The sequence below is a fragment of the Ilumatobacter coccineus YM16-304 genome, assembly GCF_000348785.1.
GTDB classification, from domain to species: domain Bacteria; phylum Actinomycetota; class Acidimicrobiia; order Acidimicrobiales; family Ilumatobacteraceae; genus Ilumatobacter_A; species Ilumatobacter_A coccineus.
In genome coordinates this window covers 444,693-463,797 of the sequence record NC_020520.1, presented here as the reverse complement: position 1 = coordinate 463,797, position 19,105 = coordinate 444,693, and the positions used below count along the sequence as shown (strand labels likewise).

Below are 19,105 nucleotides of genomic sequence, written 5' to 3'. Positions count from 1 at the left end.
GTCAGTTGGCGAGTTCGGTGACGGTCTGGGTGGCGTCGATGAGCCAACCCGGAACCAGGCCGACCACGATCGTGAAGATCGCGGCGGAGCCGATCGCCAACGCGGCGCTGAGCGGAACGCTGACCGTCGGCGCATCCTCGTCGGCGTCGTGCAGCCACATGCTGATCATGATCCGCAGGTAGAGGAAGGCGGCGATGACCGCACTGACCATCGCGATGATCGCGATGGCGTAGCTGCGCTCTTCGACCGCTGCCTGGATCACACCGAACTTCGCCACGAAGCCCGACGTGAACGGCACACCCGCCTGCGCGAGCAGGAACACGGTGAAGGCGATCGCCAGCGTCGGGCGCCGCTTGGCGAGGCCCTTGAACGAGGAGAGCGACGAATCGTTGCCGTTCTGCATCGTGATGACGGTGACCACGCCGAACGAACCGATGACGAGCACCGAGTAGAGCAGCAGGTACAGCGCCACCTCGGGCAGCCCTGCACCGGGGTTCGACTCGCCGGCGGTGTGCGCAGCGGCTTCGACACCGACGAGCAGGAAACCGGCATGCGACACCGACGAGTAGGCGAGCATGCGCTTGACGTTGTCTTGGACGACAGCGAGCACCGAACCGATGACCAGCGACAGGACGGCGAGCACCCAGATGATCGGGCGCCAGTCGTCTCGGTAGAACGGCAGCGCCACGATCAGCACACGGATGATCGCACCGAACGCTGCGGTCTTGCCGACCGACGCCATGAACGCCGTCACCTGGGTCGGAGCGCCCTGGTAGACGTCGGGCGTCCACACGTGGAACGGAGCGGCCGCGACCTTGAAGCCGAGGCCGACCATCATCAACGCGACGCCAGCGAGGGCCAGCGCGTCGTTGTTCTCGTCGAAGCCGAGCGACAGGGCCTGCACCATCTCGTTGATGTTGGTGGAGCCGACGGCGCCGTAGACGAGCGCGATGCCGTAGAGGAAGAACGCCGACGCGAAGCCACCGAGGATGAAGTACTTGAGACCCGACTCGGCGGACTCGTCGGAGCGACGGTTCGACGCAGCGAGCACGTACAGCGCCAGCGACAACGTCTCGAGTCCGAGGAACAGGACGATGAGATCGTTGGCCGACGCCATGACGATGCCACCGACGGCGGCGACGAGATAGAGCGCGTAGACCTCGGGCCCGTCGTTTGGCGTGTTGCGGATCGCGTTGTCGGTGAGCATCGACACCAACACGACGGCGACGGCGATCGTGATGGTCGAGATCATCGCGAACGTGTCGAAGGCGATGGCACCGGCGACGAGCGTCGAGGTGCCCTCGTCGCTGATGTCGTCCCAGTTGACCATCGCCAACACGGCAGCGGCGCCGGCGATCGTGGCCGATGCTGCGGCGTACAGACCCTTGGGCCACTGCGGGGTGAGCGCCCCGGCGACCATGAGCACCAGTGCTCCGGCGACCATGACGATCATCGGGGACAGCGCGAACCAACCGACTTCGGGATGCACGATCTGCTCAGCTTGTGCGAGCACGGAAGTCATGAAGTTCATTCGCCGTGCTCCTCTCCCTCGTCGTGGCTTTCGTCTTCGTCACCGTGGTCGTCTCCGTGGTCATCGCCGTGCTCGGCTTCGAACTCGCCGCGCTGGGTACCGATGTCGGGTTGCGTCAGGCTGCTGTTCTCCTCGACGTGCGTGACGAGCACCTCGACCGACGGCTCGATGCGATCGAGCAACGGCTTGGGATAGACGCCCGTGAACACGATGGCGGCGATGAACGGCAGCAACACCATCGCTTCCTTGGCCCGCAGTTCGGGGAACGTCTTGTTGTCGTCGTCGGCCTCGCCGTGGAACACACGCTGGTACGCCCACAGCAGGTAGAGCGCCGCCAGGATCACACCGGCGGTCGCCACGACCGTCCACCAACGGGCGGACTGGAACGAGCCGAGCAGGATGAGGTACTCGCCGATGAAGCCGTTGAGACCCGGCACACCGATCGAGCTGAGCATGACGATCATGAAGCCGGCTGCGAAGATCGGCGCGACCGACTGGATGCCGCCGAGCTCGGCGATCTGACGGGTCTTGCGACGCTCGTAGATCCACCCGACGAACAGGAACAGCGCGCCGGTCGACACGCCGTGGTTGATCATCTGCAGCACCGAGCCGCTGATGGCCTGCGACGTGAAGGCGAACGTGCCGAGCACGATGAACCCGAGGTGTGCCACCGACGAGTAGGCGACCAGCCGCTTGAGGTCCTTCTGCATCGTGGCGGCGATGGCGCCGTAGATGATGCCGATGACCGCAAGCGTCAGCCAGAGCGAACGACTCCACACCGCCGCTTCGGGGAACAGGTAGAGGCCGAAGCGCAGGAACCCGTACGTACCGAGCTTGAGCATCACGCCGGCCAGGACGACGGAACCGGCCGTGGGGGCCTGCGTGTGCGCGTCGGGCAGCCAGGTGTGCAACGGGAAGATCGGGACCTTCACCGCGAAGGCGATGGCGAAGCCGAAGAACAGCCAGCGCCCGGTCGACGCAGCGAAGTTCGCGCCTTCGGCGATCTCGACGAGGTCGAAGGTGACCTTGCCCAGATCGTCACGAGCGAGCATCGCCGTGGCGATGAGGCCGACCATCATGAAGGCCGAACCGAGGAACGTGTAGAGGTAGAACTTCGTCGCCGCGTACTCGCGGTTCTCGTAGCCCCAGCCACCGATGAGGAAGTACATCGGGACGAGCACGATCTCGAAGAACAGGAAGAACAAGAAGAGGTCGAGCGACAGGAACGAGCCCATCACGCCCGCCTCGAGCATGAGCAGCCACGCCAGGTACGGCTTCTCGTCGTGGTGCGGGTCGATGCCCACGATCACGAGCGGGAACAGCACACCGGTGAGCACCACCAGGAACAGCGAGATGCCGTCGACGCCGAGGTGCCAGCCGATACCCCACTGCTCGATCCACGTGTGTTGCGACACGAACTGGAAGCCGGACTCGTCGGTCGAGAACTCCTTGAGCATCCAGATGCTCAACGCACCCGTCATGACCGACGTGAGCAACGCGATCAACTTCGCGTAGTCGGGGCGCGACTTCTGCGTGAACAGAATGCCGACCGTGCCGAGCATCGGCAGGAAGATCAGCGCCGACAGGAGTGGGAACGCGCCAGCCGAGTGGCCGGCGGCTTCAGCTGCAATCACAGAATTCCTCGAATCACGACGAACCAACCGAGGAGCAGCACGACGCCGATCCCGATCACGCCGGCGTACTGCCGGACGTAGCCGGTCTGGGCCTTGCGAGCCTGACCAGCGGTTTCACGAACCAATGTGGCGACACCGTTGACGGCGCCGTCGACGAGCTTGCCGTCGCCGTCGGCGACCGCCTGGAAGCCGGCGCGTCCGGGCTTGCCCATGAACCACGCGATGGCGTCGTCGTAGCCCCAACCGCGAGCCAGCAGGTCGGGCTCGATCGCCTTGAGGCGGCGCTTCTGATAGACGAGCCAACCCAGGAAGATGCCGCCGAGCGCACACGCCACGGCGATCGCGATGAGCAGCACCTTGTTGTCGTACGCCCACGTGTCGGTGATGATCGCTTCACCGATGCCACGCTCTTCGGCGCCTTCGCCGAACTCGACCAGCGGGTGCAGCCAGTCGAGCAGCTTGTGCTGCGCGTTCTTCGGGATGATGCCGAGCGACGGGAGCTGGATGATGCCGCCCACGATGGCGAGTCCGGCCAGCACGACGAGCGGCAACAGCATGAACGGCGGCGACTCGTGCGGCTTGAACTCACCGTGAGCGCCGTGCGTCTCGACCGGTGCGGGCTCGGTGGCCTCGTCGGTCTCGTCACCGGTGTCGGCGGTGTCGAGTTCGGCAGCTTCGGCTTCGTTGGCGTGGCTGCCCCACTTCTGCTCACCGAAGAAGGTCATGATGACCTGACGGGTCATGTAGAACGCGGTGAGGATCGCCGTGATGATGCCGAGGACGTAGAGCACCGGGCTCTCGGCGAGGGCGAACAGCAGGATCTCGTCTTTCGACCAGAAGCCGGCGAACGGCGGCACTCCGGCGATCGCGAGCCAGCCGATGATGAACGTGCCCGCCGTGATCGGCATGAACTTGAGCAGCTTGCCCATCTTGCGCATGTCTTGCTCGTCGTGCATCCCGTGGATGACCGAACCCGAGCCGAGGAACAGCAGCGCCTTGAAGAAGGCGTGCGTGATCATGTGGAAGATGGCGGCGACGTACGCGCCCGTACCGACGGCGAGGAACATGTAGCCGAGTTGCGACACCGTCGAGTAGGCCAACACCTTCTTGATGTCGTTCTGCGCGAGCGCGATCGACGCGGCGAACAGTGCGGTCAGTGCACCGACCCACGCGATGAGCATCGGCACCCAGTCGGCGGCAGCGCCGAGCACCGGGTTGATGCGCACCATGAGGAACACACCGGCGGTGACCATGGTGGCCGCGTGGATGAGCGCCGAGACCGGGGTGGGTCCGGCCATGGCGTCGGGGAGCCACACGTAGAGCGGGAGCTGCGCCGACTTGCCGACGGCTCCGAGGAACAGCAGTGCGGCGATGCCGGTGGCGGTCGCCTGCGTGAGCGTGCCGGCGAGCGCCGAGTCGTTGATGACTGCGTAATCGATCGAGCCGACCGCACCGAACGCGAGGAACATCGCCAGCATCACGCCGAAGTCACCGATGCGGTTGGTGACGAACGCCTTCTTGCCGGCGGTGGCGTTGGCATCCTTCGTGTGCCAGAACGAGATGAGGAAGTACGAGCACGTGCCGACGCCTTCCCAACCGAGGAAGGTGACGAGCAGGTTCGACCCGAGCACCAGCAACGTCATCGACAGGATGAACAGGTTGAGGTACAGGAAGAACTTCGAGAACTTCGGGTCACCGTGCATGTACCCGATCGAGTACAGGTGGATCAGCGCACCGATGCCGGTGACGAACAGGCACATGGTGATCGACAGTGGGTCGACCAGGAACGCCATGTCGATCTGCAGGTCGCCGACGGGCACCCACGAGAACAACGTCTCGGTGTGCGACCGCTCCTCGGCCGACATGCCGAGCAGGTCGAAGAAGATCGCGACGGCGACCACGAAGCTGGCGGCCACCATGGTGGTGGCGAGCAGACCGGCCTTCGGTTCACCGAGCTTGCGTCCACCGACCAGGATGAGCAGGAAGCCCAACAGCGGGAACGCGGGAATGAGCCACACGAGTTCTGTCATGGTCAGCCCTTCAGTTCCGCGAGGTCGTCAGCGTTGGCGCCGGGTCGGCGTCGGAGGATCGAAACGAGGATGCCGAGCCCGACCACCACTTCGGCGGCGGCGACGACGAGCACGAAGAACACCGCCGTCTGGCCGTTGATGTCACGGACGACGTCGTTGCCGACGAACTTCGTCGCCACGGCGACGAACGTGAGGTTGGCGGCGTTGAGCATCAACTCGATGCACATGAACATCACGAGCGGGTTGCGACGGACGAGGAGCCCGAACGCGCCGATCGAGAACAGCAGTGCCGAGACGATCAGGTACCAGGACGGTTCGATGGCAGCGATCATTTGCTGTTCTCCATCTCCATGCCTCGTGGCCACTTGCGGGTGAGCAGCACCGTGCCGGCGACGGCGACGATGAGCAGCACCGACGTGAGTTCGAAGGCGAAGACGTGGTCGTTGTAGAGGTTCTGTCCGAGGCGCTGGATGTTGGAGTCGCCGTTGAACGCGTCGTCGGTGAGCAGTTCGCGTCCGGGCGGCGCCACGTTGTTCTCGGTCAGTGCGCCACCGGCCTTGGCGACGGCAGCGACGATCAGCCCGAACAGGCCGACGGCCATGACTCCGGCGAGCGGGCGCTGGATCTTGATCGGTTCGACCGACAGATCGGCCGATTTGTCGACGCCGAGCAGCATGATGACGAACAGGAACAGCACGACGATCGCGCCGGCGTAGACGATGACCTGCACGGCGGCGAGGAAGTGCGCTTCCTGGGCGACGAAGTGCACGGCGACACCGAAGAGTGTGAGCACCATGCCGAGTGCAGCGTGCACCGGGTTCTTGAAGAGGATCACGCCGAGCGCACCGCCGAGCATCATGAGCGATGCGGCGAAGAAGACGATGTACTCGATGATCGTGGCGTCGGTGGCGGCGATCATCGTTTCACGACTTTCACGCCGGTGACCGATGCGTCACGCTCGGCCTGCTTCGGTTCGGGCGCACGGGTGCCGTGTCCGAGTTCGTTGCTCCAGCCGACTTCGCCTTCGAACGTGGCGTCGCCCGACGGTGACGTGGCGCGCATCCAGCCCGACGTGAGCACGTCGTCGCCTTCACGCCAGTCTTCCCACGGCAGCTTCTGGGGCATGCCGGTGTCGTCGACGACGAGTTCGGACTTGGTGTAGATCGCGTCCTGCCGGTTGGTGAAGCTGAACTCGAACAGCTTCGATTCGGTGATCGCCTCGGTCGGGCACGCCTCGACACACAGGTCGCAGTGGATGCAACGGAGGTAGTTGATCTCGTAGACGTAGCCGAAGCGTTCGCCCGGCGACGTGGGGTTGACCGGGTCGTTGTCGGCACCGCGCACGTGGATGCAGTTGGCCGGGCAGACACCTGCACACAGCTCACACCCGATGCACTTCTCCATGCCGTCCTCGTACCGGTTGAGGACGTGACGCCCGTGCAGCCGCTCGGGCTTGGGGATCTTCGTGTCGCCCTGCACCTCTTTGGCGTCGGTGCCCTTCTTCTTCGCGCGGCGACCGCCCGAGTACTCGGTGGTCACCTGCTTGCCGCCGAACAGACGATGCTGACGCATCGTGATGGCGAATCCTTCGAAGTAGCCCATCAGACGGGAGCTCCTGTCGTGTCGGCGAGTCGATTCTTGCGGCTGACCTTGAGCGCCAGCATGAAGAGGCTGATCGCCACGGCTCCGACGGCGACGCAGATCGCGGTGACCCGCACGCTGTCGCTCGAGCTTCCTTCAGGCGAGAACTCGCGGAGTGCGGCGAGCAGCAGGAACCAACCGAGTGAGATCGGGATCATGACCTTCCAGCCCAGATCCATCAACTGGTCGTAGCGGAGGCGAGGAAGCGTCGCACGGAACCAGACGAACATGTAGAGGAAGAGGAACAGCTTGAGGACGAACCACAGCGTGCCGCCCACGGCGCCGGCGAACCCGAACAGGTTGAAGTCGCCGAGCATGACCGGCTGCGGTCCGCCGAGGAACAGCGTGACGACGATGCCCGACATCGTGATGACGTTCATGAACTCCGCGAGGAAGAACAGGGCGAAGCCGATGCCGCCGTACTCGGTGTTGAAGCCCGACACGAGTTCTTGCTCGGCTTCGACGAGGTCGAAGGGCGGGCGGTTGAGTTCGGCGGTGACCGCGATGACGAAGATGACGAACGGGACGATGCCGGTGGCGACGATGTTCCAGTCGGCGAGGCTGTTCTGCGAACCGACGATGCTCGCCGTGCTCAGGCTGCCACTCGAGAGCAGCACGGCGGCGAGGCTCAGGCCGAGCGCCGCTTCGTACGAGATCATCTGGGCCGAACCGCGAACGGCGCCGAGCAGTGGGTACTTCGAGCCCGACGCCCAACCGGCGAGGATGACGCCGTAGACCGCGATCGACGAGCACATCAGCACCAGCAGGATGCCGAGCTGCGGGTCGGCCAACTGCACTCGCGTCACTTCACCGAAGATCGTGATCGTGCCGTCTTTGCCGTCGGAGAAGTCGCCGCCGAGCGGCAGCACGGCCCACACCAGGAACGCGGGCACGAACATCAGGTACGGCGCGAGCTTGTAGAGGAACGGGTCGGACTTCGACGGGCGGAACGTCTCTTTGAAGAACGACTTGATGCCGTCGGCGAGGGTCTGGAGCAGACCGAACGGACCGGCCTTGTTCGGGCCGATGCGGTTCTGCATGCCCGACACGACCTTGCGCTCGAACCACACCATGAACATCGTGCCGAGCAGTCCGACGACGAAGATGACGAGCACCTTCACCAGGACGATCAGCAGCGGCGTCCAGAGCAGCTCGCCTTCGAGAATGGGGTCAATCGCGAACATGGCTCACACCACCTCGATCTGGACGTCGACGACGGCGGCACTGGAGTCGATGATGTCTTCGACGTTGCCGCCGCCCTGATTGAACGGAGCCCACACGACGCCTCGGGCGATCGCGGGGTTGGCCACGACGGGCAACACGGCGGTCGCCTTGGGGCCGATGAGCTTGACGTCGCCACCTTCGGCGACGCCGAGCTGGTCGAGGTCGAGCGGGTGCACGTGAGCGGCTGCGCCCGGAGCGAGCTTGGCGAGCGAGTGCGACATCGCCGTGCCGATCGCCCGGTCGTACAGCTTGCGGCTGACCACGAGGCGGTAGTCGAAGCTGTTGCGCTTGAGCGCCGTGGCGCTCACGGCGGGCAGCTCGGCCGACTGCACCTCGGTCAACACGCCTTCGGTACCGGCAGCGGCGGCGCCGGCGATGGCGCCGAAGCCCGGCACGGTCTCGGCGATGGCGGCGGTGATGTCGTCGACCGTGACGACGTCGGTGATGTCACCGTCGACGTCGAGCATGCTCGCCAACTCGGAGGCGATCATCCAGTCGGGGCGGGCGGTTCCGGTCGTGGTGACCTTGGCTGCGAGCGAGGTGACCCGACCTTCGATGTTGGTCGTCGTGCCCGCCTTCTCGCCGTAGGCCGCGGCGGCCAGGACGACGTCGGCCAGCTTGCTCGACTCGGTCGGGTGCGTGTCGATCGACACCACCCGACGTGCGCCGGCGAGGGCTCGACGAGCCAGATCGGCATCGGGGCAGTCGTTGAGCGGGTCGGCACCGAGCAGGATCAGCAGTTCGAGCTTGCCGTCGGCGGCAGCGCGGAGCGTGGCGAGGCCGTCGTGGTCGCCGTCGGCCGGTGCCATACCGACCGACAGGGCTCCGACGACGTTGCCGCGGCGCAGCGCCGGCAGCACCTTGGCGTCGGGCACACCGGCGAGCAGTGTCGACAGTGCGGCGACCGTGGCGTCGGCCGATTCGGCGAGGTTGGGGCGACCGGCCACGACGACGACGTCGCCGCTGGCGATCTGCGCCTGCACGTCGGCGTCGGCGAGCAGTTCGGAGATCGACTCCGACTGGAGGCCGGGCTGATGGCGAACGCTCTTCCAGGCGTAGCGCGTGAGGCCGGTGTCGACCGCGGCGATCTCGATCAGCTTCGAGCGCTTCTCCTGCACGGCGTCGCGGAGACGCAGGTACAGGACCGGCAGTTCTTCCTTGATGTCGGGTCCGAGCACGATGATCGTGGACGCGTTGGCGGCCTCGTCGATCGTGGCGCGATTCAGGCCGAGCACTTCGACCGGGAGTCCGTCGCCGAGCTGGGCGTCGCGGTGGGTCACACCGAGCGCATCGGCGAGCTGTGACCAGGCGAACGCATCTTCGTTGGTGCCACGGGCGCCACCGAGGATGCCGATGCTCGATGGTCCGCCGGCGCTGAGCGCGGTCTGGATGATCTCGACGGTCGTGGCCATCGCAGCGTTCCACGACGTTGCGACCTGTCCGGCCTCGGTGTTGACCATCGGCTCGGCGAGGCGGTGCTCGGAGTTGACGGCCTCGAAGTCGAAGCGACCCCGGTCGCACAACCAGCCGTGGTTGACCGAATCGGAATCGACACCCTGGTAGCGGAGCAGCTCGTCACGGCTCGACTGGACGACGGTGCGGCAGCCGACCGAGCACGTGGTGCAGGTCGACTCGTTCTGGTCGAGGTCCCACGGGCGGGCCTTGAAGCGGTACGGCTCGGCGGTGAGCGCACCGACCGGGCAGATCTGCACGGTGTTGCCCGAGAAGTACGAGGCGAACGGCTCGTCGGGGAAGGTCATCACCTGCGTCTCGTTGCCGCGCTGGGTGAAGTGGATCAGCTTGTCGCCGGCCACCTCGTCGGCGAAACGGGTGCAGCGGTCGCAGAGGATGCAGCGCTCACGGTCGAGCAGCACGAGATCGGAGATGGCGATCGGCTTCTCGTAGTGACGCTTTTCTTCGACGTAGCGCGACTCGCCCGGACCGTGGCTGAAGGCCTGGTCTTGCAGCGGGCATTCGCCACCCTTGTCGCAGACCGGGCAGTCGAGCGGGTGGTTGGCGAGCAGCAGTTCGAGCATGCCCTCCTGGGCGCGCTTCGTGGTGTCGGACTCGGTGTCGATCACCATGTCGGGCGACACCGAGATCATGCACGACGGCTGCAGCTGCATGCCGCGGCCGGTGTCGACCTCGACGAGGCACTGGCGGCACATGCCGACCGACTTCATCCGCGGGTGGTAGCAGAAGTGCGGGATGTAGGTGTCGTGACGCTCGGCGGCGGCGATGACGAGCTCGCCCTTGCGAGCGTCGATCTGGCGTCCGTTGAGGGTGACCTGCACGACGTTGGGGTCGGGCTCGGGTTCTTCCTCGACGGCCTCGACCTCGTCGTCGACGGCGACGTCGCTGGCCTGCTCGGCGTGAGCGGCCTCGTCGTTGGTCGCGTCGGTTGCGTCGTCGGCGGTGTCCGCGGTCGTTTCGTCGTTGCTCATGATGCGGCCGTCACTGGGATCGAGATGCGCTTGGGTGATTCGGTGACCTTGGCGTCGAACTCGTCACGGAACAGCGTGAGTGCCGAGTGCAACGGAGCATACGCAGAGGGGCCGACGAAACAGATGGTGGTCATCTTGTACGGGAACGGCGTGGCTTCCAAACCGAGACGCTCGCTCGCGGCGTGAGGCATGTCACCCGGACAGATCGACTCGCCGACCTGGAACATCTGGTCGAGGTCGGCGGTGGTGCCGTGGCCCGAACACACGCGTTCGAGCATGCGCAGGAGCCAGGTGCCGCCTTCACGGCACGGCACGCACTTGCCGCACGACTCGTGGGCGTAGAAGCGGGTGAGCGTGAGCGCCGCTTCGGGGATGTCGGTGGTCTCGTCCATCACCATCACGGCGCCGGATCCGAGCATCGAGCCGGCCTGACCGGCTTCGCGTCCTTCGAACGGGATGTCGAGCTGATCGGGCAGGAACCACGGGGCCGAACCGCCGCCGGGCACGAAGGCCTTGAGCTCGTTGTCGTCACGGATGCCCTGGCAGAACTCGTCGCCGTAGATGATGTCGCGGAACGTCGTGGAGCCGTTGATGATCTCGTAGACCCCCGGGCGCTTGACGTGCCCGGAAATGGCGATCATGCGGGTGCCGGGCGAGGTCTCGGTGCCGATCGCCGTGTAGGCGGCCGACCCGTTGGCGGCGATGAACGGCAGGTTGGCCAACGTCTCGACGTTGTTCACGATGGTCGGCTGTCCGTAGAGGCCGACCGCGGCCGGGAAGTACGGCGGCTTGAGTCGCGGCATGCCCCGCTCGCCTTCGAGCGATTCGATCAGCGCGGTCTCTTCACCGACCACGTAGGCGCCGGCACCCCAGTGGAGGATGATGTCGACGCTGAAGTCGGAACCGAGGATGTTCTTGCCGATGTAGCCGGCGTCGTAGGCGTCGTTGAGCGCCGCAGCGATGCGCTCGTGCGCCAGCGCCATCTCGCCGCGCACGTACAGGAAGCACTGCGAGAGCCCTGCCGCGTAGCAGGCGATGAGGCAGCCTTCGATCAACTGGTGCGGATCGCGCTCCATGAGCAGGCGGTCTTTGTAGGTGCCGGGCTCGGACTCGTCGCCGTTGACGACGAGGTAGCGCGGCCACACGCCCTGCGGGGTGAAGCCCCACTTGACGCCGGCCGGGAACCCCGCGCCACCGCGACCGAGCAGCGTCGAGGCCTTGACCTCACCGCTCATCTCGTCGGGGGTCTTGGCGAGGGCCGCCTTGAGTCCTTCGTAGCCGCCGGTCGCCAGGTAACGCTCGAGGGTGTAGCTGTCTTCGTACTCGAATCGCGAGGTGACGATCTTCGGACGATCACCTTCGTAGAAACCGGGCGTGTAGTCACGCGTGATGGCGGTGCTCATGAGTTGCTGCCGTCCTTCTCGTCGCCGACGCTGACGCTGATCCATGCGGGATGCTCGGTGACGTCTTCGGGCGCCACGGCGCCGACCATGTTCGGGTGCGTGCGCTGGCGGTTGCGACCGAGCGTGCCGTGCGGCGGGATCTCGTCGTCGAGCTTGCCGGAGCGCAGATCGTCGATCATCTGATCGAAGTCGGCGGTCGTGACGCGGTAGCGGTGGCGGTAGTTGACCTGCAGTGTCGGCGCCTCGGTGCAGGCGGCCTGACACTCGGCGTGCTCGAGCGTGAACATGCCGTCGTCGGTGGTGGAGCCGCCCTTGATGCCGAGCTTCTCTTCGGCGTGGTGCATCAGCGCACCGGCGCCGAGCAGCGCGCACGACATGGTCTGGCACACGTTGATGACGTACTTGCCGACCGGCTCGAACTTGAACATCTCGTAGAACGTCGCGGTGCCGAGCACTTCGGCCGGCGTGATGTCGAGGAGTTCGGCGATGTGGCGCATCGCGTCGTCGGTGACGTATCCGTTCTGCTCCTGAGAGAGGTGCAGCAGCGGAATCAACGCCGACTTGGTGCGGGGGTAGCGAGCGATGATCTCGCGAGCGAGCGCGACGTTGGAATCAGTGAGACGAGACATTGGTTAGCGATCTACTCCACCCAGAACGGGGTCGACACTGGAAATGACGGCGACGGCGTCGGCGACGAGGCCGCCGCGCATCATGTGCGGCAGACATTGGATGTTGGTGAACGACGCGTCGCGCATGTGCATGCGGTACGGAGTCGGCGAGCCGTCGCTGGCGATGTAGCAACCGAGTTCGCCACGCGGGCTCTCGATGCCGACGTACACCTCACCCTCGGGCACCTTGAAGCCCTCGGTGAAGATCTTGAAGTGGTGGATCAACGCCTCCATCGACTCGTCGATGCGAGCACGCGGCGGCGGGGTGACCTTCTTGTCCTGGATGCGGTAGTCGCCTTCGGGCATGAGGTCGATGATCTGCTGCACGAGCTTCATCGACTCGCGGATCTCGGCGAGGCGGATCGCGTAACGGTCGAACGCGTCGCCGTACGAGCCGACGATGACGTCGAAGTCGAGCTTGTCGTACTCGAGGTACGGCATGTCACGGCGCAGGTCCCATTCGACGCCCGTGGAGCGGACGATCGGCCCGGTGGCACCGAGGGCGAGCGCTTCGCTCGGCGTGATCACACCGACACCCTGCAGACGCTCGCGCCAGATCGGCTGGCCGGTCATCAAGATGTCGTACTCGTCGAGCCGCGGCGGGAGCATGTCGAGCAGGTTCTGCACGCCGTCTCGCCAGCCGGCCGGAAGGTCGGCAGCCACACCGCCGGGGCGGATGTAGTTGTGGTTCATGCGGAGGCCGGTGACCTCCTGGAAGAACCGAAGCACTTCTTCGCGCTCACGCCAGCCGTAGATCATCATCGACACGGCACCGAGGTCCATGCCGTTGGTGGCCATGAACAGCAGGTGGCTGGCGATGCGGTTCATCTCGACCATGAGCATGCGGATCCAGGTGGCACGCTCGGGGATGTCGCCGGTGATGCCGAGCAGTTGCTCGGTCGCCATCGAGAAGGCGAGCTCGTTGTTGAACGGGCTCAGGTAGTCCATGCGGGTGACGTTGGTGCCGCCCTGCATGTAGGTGAGCGACTCGGCGGTCTTCTCCATGCCGGTGTGGAGGTACCCGATGATCGGCTTGCAGCGCAGCACCTGCTCACCCTGCAACTCGAGCATGAGTCGGAGCACGCCGTGCGTCGACGGGTGCTGCGGGCCCATGTTGATGATCATCGTCTGATCGTCTTCGGGGTCGTCGGGGAGGTCGCCGAGCTGTGCCGCTTCGGCCTCCGACATGCGCAACACCGAGCCGACCTCGCGCATCAGCTCCTTGGCCTTCGTCTCCGAACGCGGCTTGAGGAGCTGGTTCCCCTCGTGCGTGTTGGGGATGAAGACGGCGTAGTTCTCGTCGGCCAGGTGTTCTTCGGTGGTGGCCATCAGTTGCTCGTCTCCTTGAACTGCACCGGGATGCGACCGATCGCGTAGTCCTTGCGCAGCGGGTGACCGATCCAGTCTTCGGGCATCAGGATGCGCGTGAGGTCGGGATGGTCGGTGAACTCGATGCCGAACATGTCGTAGGTCTCGCGTTCGGGCGCTTCGGTGCCGGGGTGGAGGTCGAACAGCGACGCCACGACGGGGTCGGACTCGGGCACCTGAACGCGGACACGCGTGCGACGGCGGTTGCCGATGTCGAGCAGATTGACCACGACTTCGAACCGCTCGGGGGCGACGCCGTCGGGCAGCGGTCGGTCGAGGTGATGGAGGTAGTCGACGCCGCACAGGTCGACGCAGATGGTGTACCCGTCGTCGGCGAGCGCTTTGACCAGGTCGAGGTACTGCTCACGAGTGGGGTGGATGACTTCTTGTCCGCACGAGTCGGAGACCGCGCAGCCGTGGAGTTCGGTGACCGTGTCGCTCATGACGACGCCTTCGCACCGAGCAGGACCGGCGTGGCACCGGCGGTGATCTCCTCGACGTGGATGTTGGCACCGCCGCCGTTGGCGGCACGACGCTTCATGATCTCCTGGGTCTCGATCAGGCCGTGGAGCTGCTCGATCGCGTGGATGAGCGTCTCGGGCGTGGGCGGGCAGCCCGGCGCGTACACGTCGACCGGCACGACCTGGTCGACGCCCTGGACGATCGCGTAGTTGTTGAACATGCCGCCGGAGCTGGCGCACACGCCCATCGAGATGACCCACTTGGGTTCCATCATCTGGTCGTAGACCTGGCGAAGGACGGGTGCCATCTTCTGGCTGACGCGGCCGGCGACGATCATGATGTCGGCCTGACGCGGGCTGGCGCGGAACACTTCCATGCCGAAGCGGGAGATGTCGTAGTGCGCACCACCGGTCGCCATCATCTCGATGGCGCAGCAGGCCAGGCCGAACGAAGCGGGCCACGAGGAACGCGATCGCGCCCAGTTCACGAGGTCTTCGAGCTTGCCGGTGATGACGTTGTGCGTCAGCCCGCCCATCCCGTCGTCGAGCACATCGTTGACGATGCCCATGTGGGGTTTCTCCTTATGCGGCGGGTGCAGTTGATTCGTGGTCGGGTGACTCGTCGAGTCGTCCCTCGGTGCCGACCCGACGCACGGTCGAGGTCAGCGTTCGTTCCGGGGTCACCATCTTCGCTTCGGCGGACAGGCTGCGGTACTTCTGCAGCGGGCCCCAGTCGAGGCCGCCACGGGCGACTTCGTAGACGAAGGTGAGGAAGAAGATCACCGAGAAGATCAGGACCGCCCAGAACCCGTAGTACCCGAGCTCACCGCGTGACACGGCGTACGGGTAGACGAAGATGATCTCGATGTCGAACATGATGAACAGCATCGCGACGATGTAGAAGCTGACCGGGAACCGCTCTGGCGGTTCGCGCGTCGGCACGATGCCGCACTCGTACGGCGCCTCTTTGGCTGCCGACGGACGACTCGGCCCGAGGAGCTTCGACGCCAGGAAGCTCAAGACACCGAAGACGATGCCCAGCGCCATCAAGACGACGATCGGAAGATACTGACCCATCACGAACCAACCTAGGCGGTTGCGACGGCCTTCGCGTTTGCCAGATTCTCGTTGAGGATGCGCTCACGGCGGTGCAGGAGGTAACAGAGCGAGAGGAAGATCGCTCCACCGCCGATGGTGAGCACCACGGCCGGCTGGCGACGGGCGCCGAGGTCACGGACCATGTACACGTACTGGCGCTGACGGGTGTCGTCGATGGTCGGCGAGACCGGTGCACGGCCGTCTTCGACGCGGACCTGCACGTACGGCGCAGCTTCGACGACGACGTAGTGCGGCTCGTGCCAGAAGGCGAAGAAGTCGAGTTCGTCACGGCCGGCGATGCGCGGGTAGCGCTCGCCGCCGATGTCGAAGATGTCGGTGATGGCGTACTCGCCGGTGGCGAAGGCACCCGACTCTTCGAGGTAGACCGACGCCGACGCCTGCGCCTGACCGAACGCCGGCGACGCCGGGTCGAGCAGGACGTAGCCCTCGTCGAGGAGCACGTCGCTGACGAGTGCGGCTTCCTCGACGAACGTGGCGTCGTCGGGGACGGCCAGCGGCTCTTCGAGGATGCCGGCCGAGCGCAACGCTTCGGTGTCTTGGAGCACGGTCTGCCCGGGCACGGGCTGCCATGACGGGTCGGGGCCACGCAGGCCGATGCCGTAGATCCACCAGGTGGCGCCCATGAGCATCATCCAGCCGGCGAGGCCGGTGATGGCGACGAGGAACGCCAGGCGTGAGCCCATGTTCGTCGCCATGATCATGTAGATGGAGCCCATCAGGATCACCACGGAGATGATGACGGTGAGCAGTCCGCGAAGTTCCGGCTCCCAGCCGATTGCCAACAAGTTCATTTCAGATCACAGACTCCGTACGTATTCGACCACGGCGCGAATTTGCTCGTCGGTGAGCACTGATCCGAACCCGGGCATGCGGCCACTGCCTTGGGCGCTGAGACCATACAGCTTGCCGAACTCCGAACCATTCTTGATGAAGGCGACCATGTCGTCTTCGGTGGCGAAGTGACTGTTCGTCGCACCGCCGGTCAGGTTCCAACCATAGGCACCCTGTCCGGGAATACCCGGATCGTCGTAGCTCCACCCGATGGTGTGGCAGCGTGCGCAGCTGTACGCACCGGAGCCGAGCTCGAGGTTGAAGATGGCTTCGCCTTCGGAGACGCCGTCTTCGGCCATGGCCTGCTCGATCGCCGTCTGGATCTTCTCGGCTTCGCTGTCGGGCAGCACGCCCGAGGCGCAGAGCTGCTCGTCGAAGTACTCGTCGCCGCCGAGCTCGTCGTCGAGGCAACCCTGACGCGGGATCTGGATGCTCTTGAGGTACTCGATGAGCGTCTCGATCTGCTGGGTGGTCATCGGGCCACCGCCGATGGTGCCCCACGGCGACATCGGTGAGAACGGACGGCCGTAGTTGAGGATGAACTCGACTTCGGATTCGTCGAACTTGTAGAAGACCGTGTTGAGTGCGGGGGCCTTCCAGTTGACGGCCTCGACCGCATTGGTCACCGGGTCGGTGACGGTGAAGGGCGCGGCGCCGCCTTCGGCCGACATGCCGCCGTGGCAGCCGGCGCAGTTGAAGCCACCGTCAGCGGTGGGTTCGAACAGCTCCGAACCCCAGCTGGCGAATCGCTTGTCCCAGCCCTCTTGCGCTCCGGCCTGACGGCTCGGCTCGAGGATCCAGTAGAAGGGCAGACCGATCGTGACCACGACGAGGAGCAGCACACCGAGGAGCTGCATCCGCTCGAGGCGCGGGCCTTCGAGTTCTTCGTCGTCGAAGTACTGCTTGCGGTTGGGTGCCAGCTCGATCTCGGAGCCGACCTCGGCGCGACCCCCGACGACGTTGAACGCCGCGTAGACGATGAAACCGATGAGGATGATGACGAACGCCAGGCCGGCGATCGACGTGGTGGTGAGGCCGACCATCAGTGATCCCCACCACCGGTGCAGTGCGGACCTTCGGCTTCTTGACCGGTCGTGTTGACACCGATCGCGGGACCGGGCACCACGGTGCTCGTGTCGATCACTACTTCACCACTTCCAGAGATGGTCGTCGGGTGGCGGTCCATACCGCGTGGTGCGGGGCCCGCCTTCTTCTCGCCGACGCGGTTGTACTGCGAACCGTGGCACTGGCACTCGAACCACTGGCTCGTCGCGCACTCGGGCACACGGCAGCCGAGGTGCGGGCACTTCTGGCTGAGCACGACGATGCCGTTCTCCATCGCTTCGAGGAGGTTGGTCGGGTAGACGGTGCGAGCGATCGGGAGCGCTTCGGACGGGTACTCGGTGACCCACGAACGAGCCTCGGGTGCGTAGAAGAACCCGCCGCCCTGCTTGATGCCGTCTTTGATGGTGTCGAGCTTGCCGATCGGGACCGAGCCGCCGAAGCCGCCGCTGCCCGACGGCCACAGGAAGCCGACGAACGCCGCCGCTGCGAAGGCGCCGAGGCTGGCGGTCATGAGGGTGACGGTCGCCCGGTTGAAGAACTGGCGACGCGACACACCGATGACCTCGGGGTCGGGCGCCGTCCACGGAACGAGGGCGGCATCGTCGTCGATGGTGGCGAGGGCCGTGCCGGCGCCGCGAGCGGCTTCACCTTCGGCTTCGGCCACGGCGGCGGTGCGTGCGCCGTCAGCGGTTGCTGCGGCTTCGAAGGCGCGTGCGTCCTTGCGGCTCGCTTTGTCGCGGCTCTTGGTCTCGCCGGACAACGCGCCGGCACCGCGCACGTCGCTCCGTCGGGCGAGCGTCAGGAAGCTGACGGCGCCCAACACCACGACGGCGGCGATGGCGATTGCTATGACTGCTGCGGTACTCATGGGGGTAGTTCCTTTGCTGTCTTTCCTAGAGCTCGAAGAACAAGCCGTCGACCCACGGCAGGACGAAGTTGAAGCCGGGGCCACGGAAGAACGAGCCGATGATGACCAGCACGGCCCAGAACATGATGTGGACGGTCATGATCGAGGTGGCGAACTTGCGGTCTTCGGGCTTGTTCGACGGGTTGCGGTCGAGGTACGGCGTGAGGATCAGTGCGATCATGCCGACACCCGGCAGGGTCACGCCGGCGATCATCGGGTGGAAGTAGACCAACAGCTCCTGGAGGCCGAGGAAGTACCACGGGGCCTTCGACGGGTTCGGGGTCTGGTTGGTGTTGGCGAGTTCGAGCAGCGGAGCGTGCACGAAGATCGAGAAGATGAACGTGAACGCCGTCATCGCCAGTGCGGCGACGAACTCGGCGGCGAGGAGGTGCGGCCAGGTGTGGACCTTGTCGACCGGCGTCGCCTTGACGTCTTGGATCGTGCCCGACTTGACGACGGTGAGCAGGCGCTGGGTGTGGCCTCCGGGGCCCGCACCGATCGGCACGCCACCACCGGCAGGGCCGGCGGCCACGACGGCGCCGACCTTCTCGGCCACGGCGACCGCGCCGCCACCCTCTGCGGGGGCGTCGTCGGACTTGGCCTTGGCGGCCTGGCTCCGCTTCAGGAGGTGCTCGGGAATGCGCGAGTCACCGGCGGGCGCGGCGGCCTCGGCTGCGGGTTCTTCGGCCGGTTCGGCCTTTGCCTTGTCACGAGCGGCAGCCGCTCGCTTCAGCAGGTGTTCTGGGATTTCAGTCATCGGACGTTGCCCTCACACTTCC

18 protein-coding genes are annotated in these 19,105 nt (G+C 65.6%); all 18 read right to left on the bottom strand.

Annotated elements, in window-relative coordinates:
• Position 1 precedes the first annotated feature (1 nt).
• The 18 genes from YM304_RS02140 to YM304_RS02055 are packed head-to-tail and all read right to left on the bottom strand — an operon-like array spanning position 2 to position 19,083.
• Positions 2–1,531: an NADH-quinone oxidoreductase subunit N gene (locus YM304_RS02140; RefSeq protein WP_015439981.1), complete on the bottom strand. Its 1,530-nt coding sequence runs from the start codon at positions 1,529–1,531 to the stop codon at positions 2–4.
• The gene (locus YM304_RS02135) at positions 1,528–3,165 is read right to left on the bottom strand and encodes an NADH-quinone oxidoreductase subunit M (RefSeq protein WP_015439980.1); all 1,638 of its coding nucleotides are present in this window, start codon (positions 3,163–3,165) and stop codon (positions 1,528–1,530) included. Before YM304_RS02135 ends, YM304_RS02140 begins: the two co-directional genes overlap by 4 nt.
• The gene (nuoL, locus tag YM304_RS02130; RefSeq protein ID WP_015439979.1) at positions 3,162–5,195 is read right to left on the bottom strand and encodes an NADH-quinone oxidoreductase subunit L; all 2,034 of its coding nucleotides are present in this window, start codon (positions 5,193–5,195) and stop codon (positions 3,162–3,164) included. Before nuoL ends, YM304_RS02135 begins: the two co-directional genes overlap by 4 nt.
• A gap of 2 nt (positions 5,196–5,197) precedes the next feature.
• Positions 5,198–5,527 (bottom strand): NADH-quinone oxidoreductase subunit NuoK, encoded by a 330-nt coding sequence (nuoK, locus tag YM304_RS02125; RefSeq protein WP_015439978.1) that lies wholly within the window; start codon positions 5,525–5,527, stop codon positions 5,198–5,200.
• Positions 5,524–6,114: an NADH-quinone oxidoreductase subunit J family protein gene (locus YM304_RS02120; protein WP_015439977.1), complete on the bottom strand. Its 591-nt coding sequence runs from the start codon at positions 6,112–6,114 to the stop codon at positions 5,524–5,526. Before YM304_RS02120 ends, nuoK begins: the two co-directional genes overlap by 4 nt.
• Positions 6,111–6,797, bottom strand: a complete 687-nt coding sequence (locus tag YM304_RS21770; protein WP_015439976.1) for a NuoI/complex I 23 kDa subunit family protein — start codon at positions 6,795–6,797, stop codon at positions 6,111–6,113. The genes YM304_RS02120 and YM304_RS21770 overlap by 4 nt, the downstream gene beginning before the upstream one ends.
• A complete protein-coding gene (gene nuoH / locus YM304_RS02110; RefSeq protein ID WP_015439975.1) occupies positions 6,797–8,020 on the bottom strand; it encodes an NADH-quinone oxidoreductase subunit NuoH in 1,224 nt (407 codons plus the stop codon). The genes YM304_RS21770 and nuoH overlap by 1 nt, the downstream gene beginning before the upstream one ends.
• Before the next feature lie 3 nt (positions 8,021–8,023).
• Positions 8,024–10,504: an NADH-quinone oxidoreductase subunit NuoG gene (nuoG, locus tag YM304_RS02105; RefSeq protein WP_015439974.1), complete on the bottom strand. Its 2,481-nt coding sequence runs from the start codon at positions 10,502–10,504 to the stop codon at positions 8,024–8,026.
• On the bottom strand, positions 10,501–11,907 hold the full coding sequence (gene nuoF, locus YM304_RS02100; protein WP_015439973.1) for an NADH-quinone oxidoreductase subunit NuoF: 1,407 nt from the start codon (positions 11,905–11,907) through the stop codon (positions 10,501–10,503). Before nuoF ends, nuoG begins: the two co-directional genes overlap by 4 nt.
• On the bottom strand, positions 11,904–12,536 hold the full coding sequence (locus YM304_RS02095) for an NADH-quinone oxidoreductase subunit NuoE family protein (protein WP_015439972.1): 633 nt from the start codon (positions 12,534–12,536) through the stop codon (positions 11,904–11,906). The genes nuoF and YM304_RS02095 overlap by 4 nt, the downstream gene beginning before the upstream one ends.
• A 3-nt stretch (positions 12,537–12,539) precedes the next feature.
• Positions 12,540–13,904 (bottom strand): NADH-quinone oxidoreductase subunit D, encoded by a 1,365-nt coding sequence (locus YM304_RS02090; RefSeq protein WP_015439971.1) that lies wholly within the window; start codon positions 13,902–13,904, stop codon positions 12,540–12,542.
• Positions 13,904–14,386, bottom strand: a complete 483-nt coding sequence (locus YM304_RS02085) for an NADH-quinone oxidoreductase subunit C (RefSeq protein WP_015439970.1) — start codon at positions 14,384–14,386, stop codon at positions 13,904–13,906. Before YM304_RS02085 ends, YM304_RS02090 begins: the two co-directional genes overlap by 1 nt.
• Entirely contained in the window at positions 14,383–14,940 is a 558-nt protein-coding gene (locus tag YM304_RS02080) for an NADH-quinone oxidoreductase subunit B (RefSeq protein ID WP_083908550.1), read from the bottom strand. The genes YM304_RS02085 and YM304_RS02080 overlap by 4 nt, the downstream gene beginning before the upstream one ends.
• Positions 14,941–14,986: 46 nt before the next feature.
• Complete coding sequence (locus YM304_RS02075; protein WP_015439968.1) at positions 14,987–15,481, bottom strand: NADH-quinone oxidoreductase subunit A; 495 nt, start codon at positions 15,479–15,481, stop codon at positions 14,987–14,989.
• Positions 15,482–15,492: 11 nt separating this feature from the next.
• A complete protein-coding gene (locus YM304_RS02070; RefSeq protein WP_015439967.1) occupies positions 15,493–16,314 on the bottom strand; it encodes a hypothetical protein in 822 nt (273 codons plus the stop codon).
• A 6-nt stretch (positions 16,315–16,320) separates the two neighbouring features.
• Positions 16,321–17,397, bottom strand: a complete 1,077-nt coding sequence (locus YM304_RS02065) for a c-type cytochrome (protein WP_015439966.1) — start codon at positions 17,395–17,397, stop codon at positions 16,321–16,323.
• Positions 17,397–18,287, bottom strand: a complete 891-nt coding sequence (locus YM304_RS21765; protein WP_015439965.1) for a QcrA and Rieske domain-containing protein — start codon at positions 18,285–18,287, stop codon at positions 17,397–17,399. Before YM304_RS21765 ends, YM304_RS02065 begins: the two co-directional genes overlap by 1 nt.
• Positions 18,288–18,312: 25 nt before the next feature.
• Positions 18,313–19,083: a cytochrome b family protein gene (locus tag YM304_RS02055; protein ID WP_015439964.1), complete on the bottom strand. Its 771-nt coding sequence runs from the start codon at positions 19,081–19,083 to the stop codon at positions 18,313–18,315.
• Positions 19,084–19,105: the final 22 nt, after the last annotated feature.

Coding starts and splice junctions, on each gene's coding strand:
- YM304_RS02140 (WP_015439981.1), bottom strand. CDS start 1,531: ATGAACTTCATGACTTCCGTGCTCGCACAAGCTGAGCAGATCGTGCAT.
- nuoL (WP_015439979.1), bottom strand. CDS start 5,195: ATGACAGAACTCGTGTGGCTCATTCCCGCGTTCCCGCTGTTGGGCTTC.
- nuoK (WP_015439978.1), bottom strand. CDS start 5,527: ATGATCGCTGCCATCGAACCGTCCTGGTACCTGATCGTCTCGGCACTG.
- YM304_RS02120 (WP_015439977.1), bottom strand. CDS start 6,114: ATGATCGCCGCCACCGACGCCACGATCATCGAGTACATCGTCTTCTTC.
- YM304_RS21770 (WP_015439976.1), bottom strand. CDS start 6,797: ATGGGCTACTTCGAAGGATTCGCCATCACGATGCGTCAGCATCGTCTG.
- nuoH (WP_015439975.1), bottom strand. CDS start 8,020: ATGTTCGCGATTGACCCCATTCTCGAAGGCGAGCTGCTCTGGACGCCG.
- nuoG (WP_015439974.1), bottom strand. CDS start 10,504: ATGAGCAACGACGAAACGACCGCGGACACCGCCGACGACGCAACCGAC.
- nuoF (WP_015439973.1), bottom strand. CDS start 11,907: ATGAGCACCGCCATCACGCGTGACTACACGCCCGGTTTCTACGAAGGT.
- YM304_RS02095 (WP_015439972.1), bottom strand. CDS start 12,536: ATGTCTCGTCTCACTGATTCCAACGTCGCGCTCGCTCGCGAGATCATC.
- YM304_RS02090 (WP_015439971.1), bottom strand. CDS start 13,904: ATGGCCACCACCGAAGAACACCTGGCCGACGAGAACTACGCCGTCTTC.
- YM304_RS02085 (WP_015439970.1), bottom strand. CDS start 14,386: ATGAGCGACACGGTCACCGAACTCCACGGCTGCGCGGTCTCCGACTCG.
- YM304_RS02080 (WP_083908550.1), bottom strand. CDS start 14,940: ATGGGCGGGCTGACGCACAACGTCATCACCGGCAAGCTCGAAGACCTC.
- YM304_RS02075 (WP_015439968.1), bottom strand. CDS start 15,481: ATGGGTCAGTATCTTCCGATCGTCGTCTTGATGGCGCTGGGCATCGTC.
- YM304_RS02070 (WP_015439967.1), bottom strand. CDS start 16,314: ATGAACTTGTTGGCAATCGGCTGGGAGCCGGAACTTCGCGGACTGCTC.
- YM304_RS02065 (WP_015439966.1), bottom strand. CDS start 17,397: ATGGTCGGCCTCACCACCACGTCGATCGCCGGCCTGGCGTTCGTCATC.
- YM304_RS21765 (WP_015439965.1), bottom strand. CDS start 18,287: ATGAGTACCGCAGCAGTCATAGCAATCGCCATCGCCGCCGTCGTGGTG.
- YM304_RS02055 (WP_015439964.1), bottom strand. CDS start 19,083: ATGACTGAAATCCCAGAACACCTGCTGAAGCGAGCGGCTGCCGCTCGT.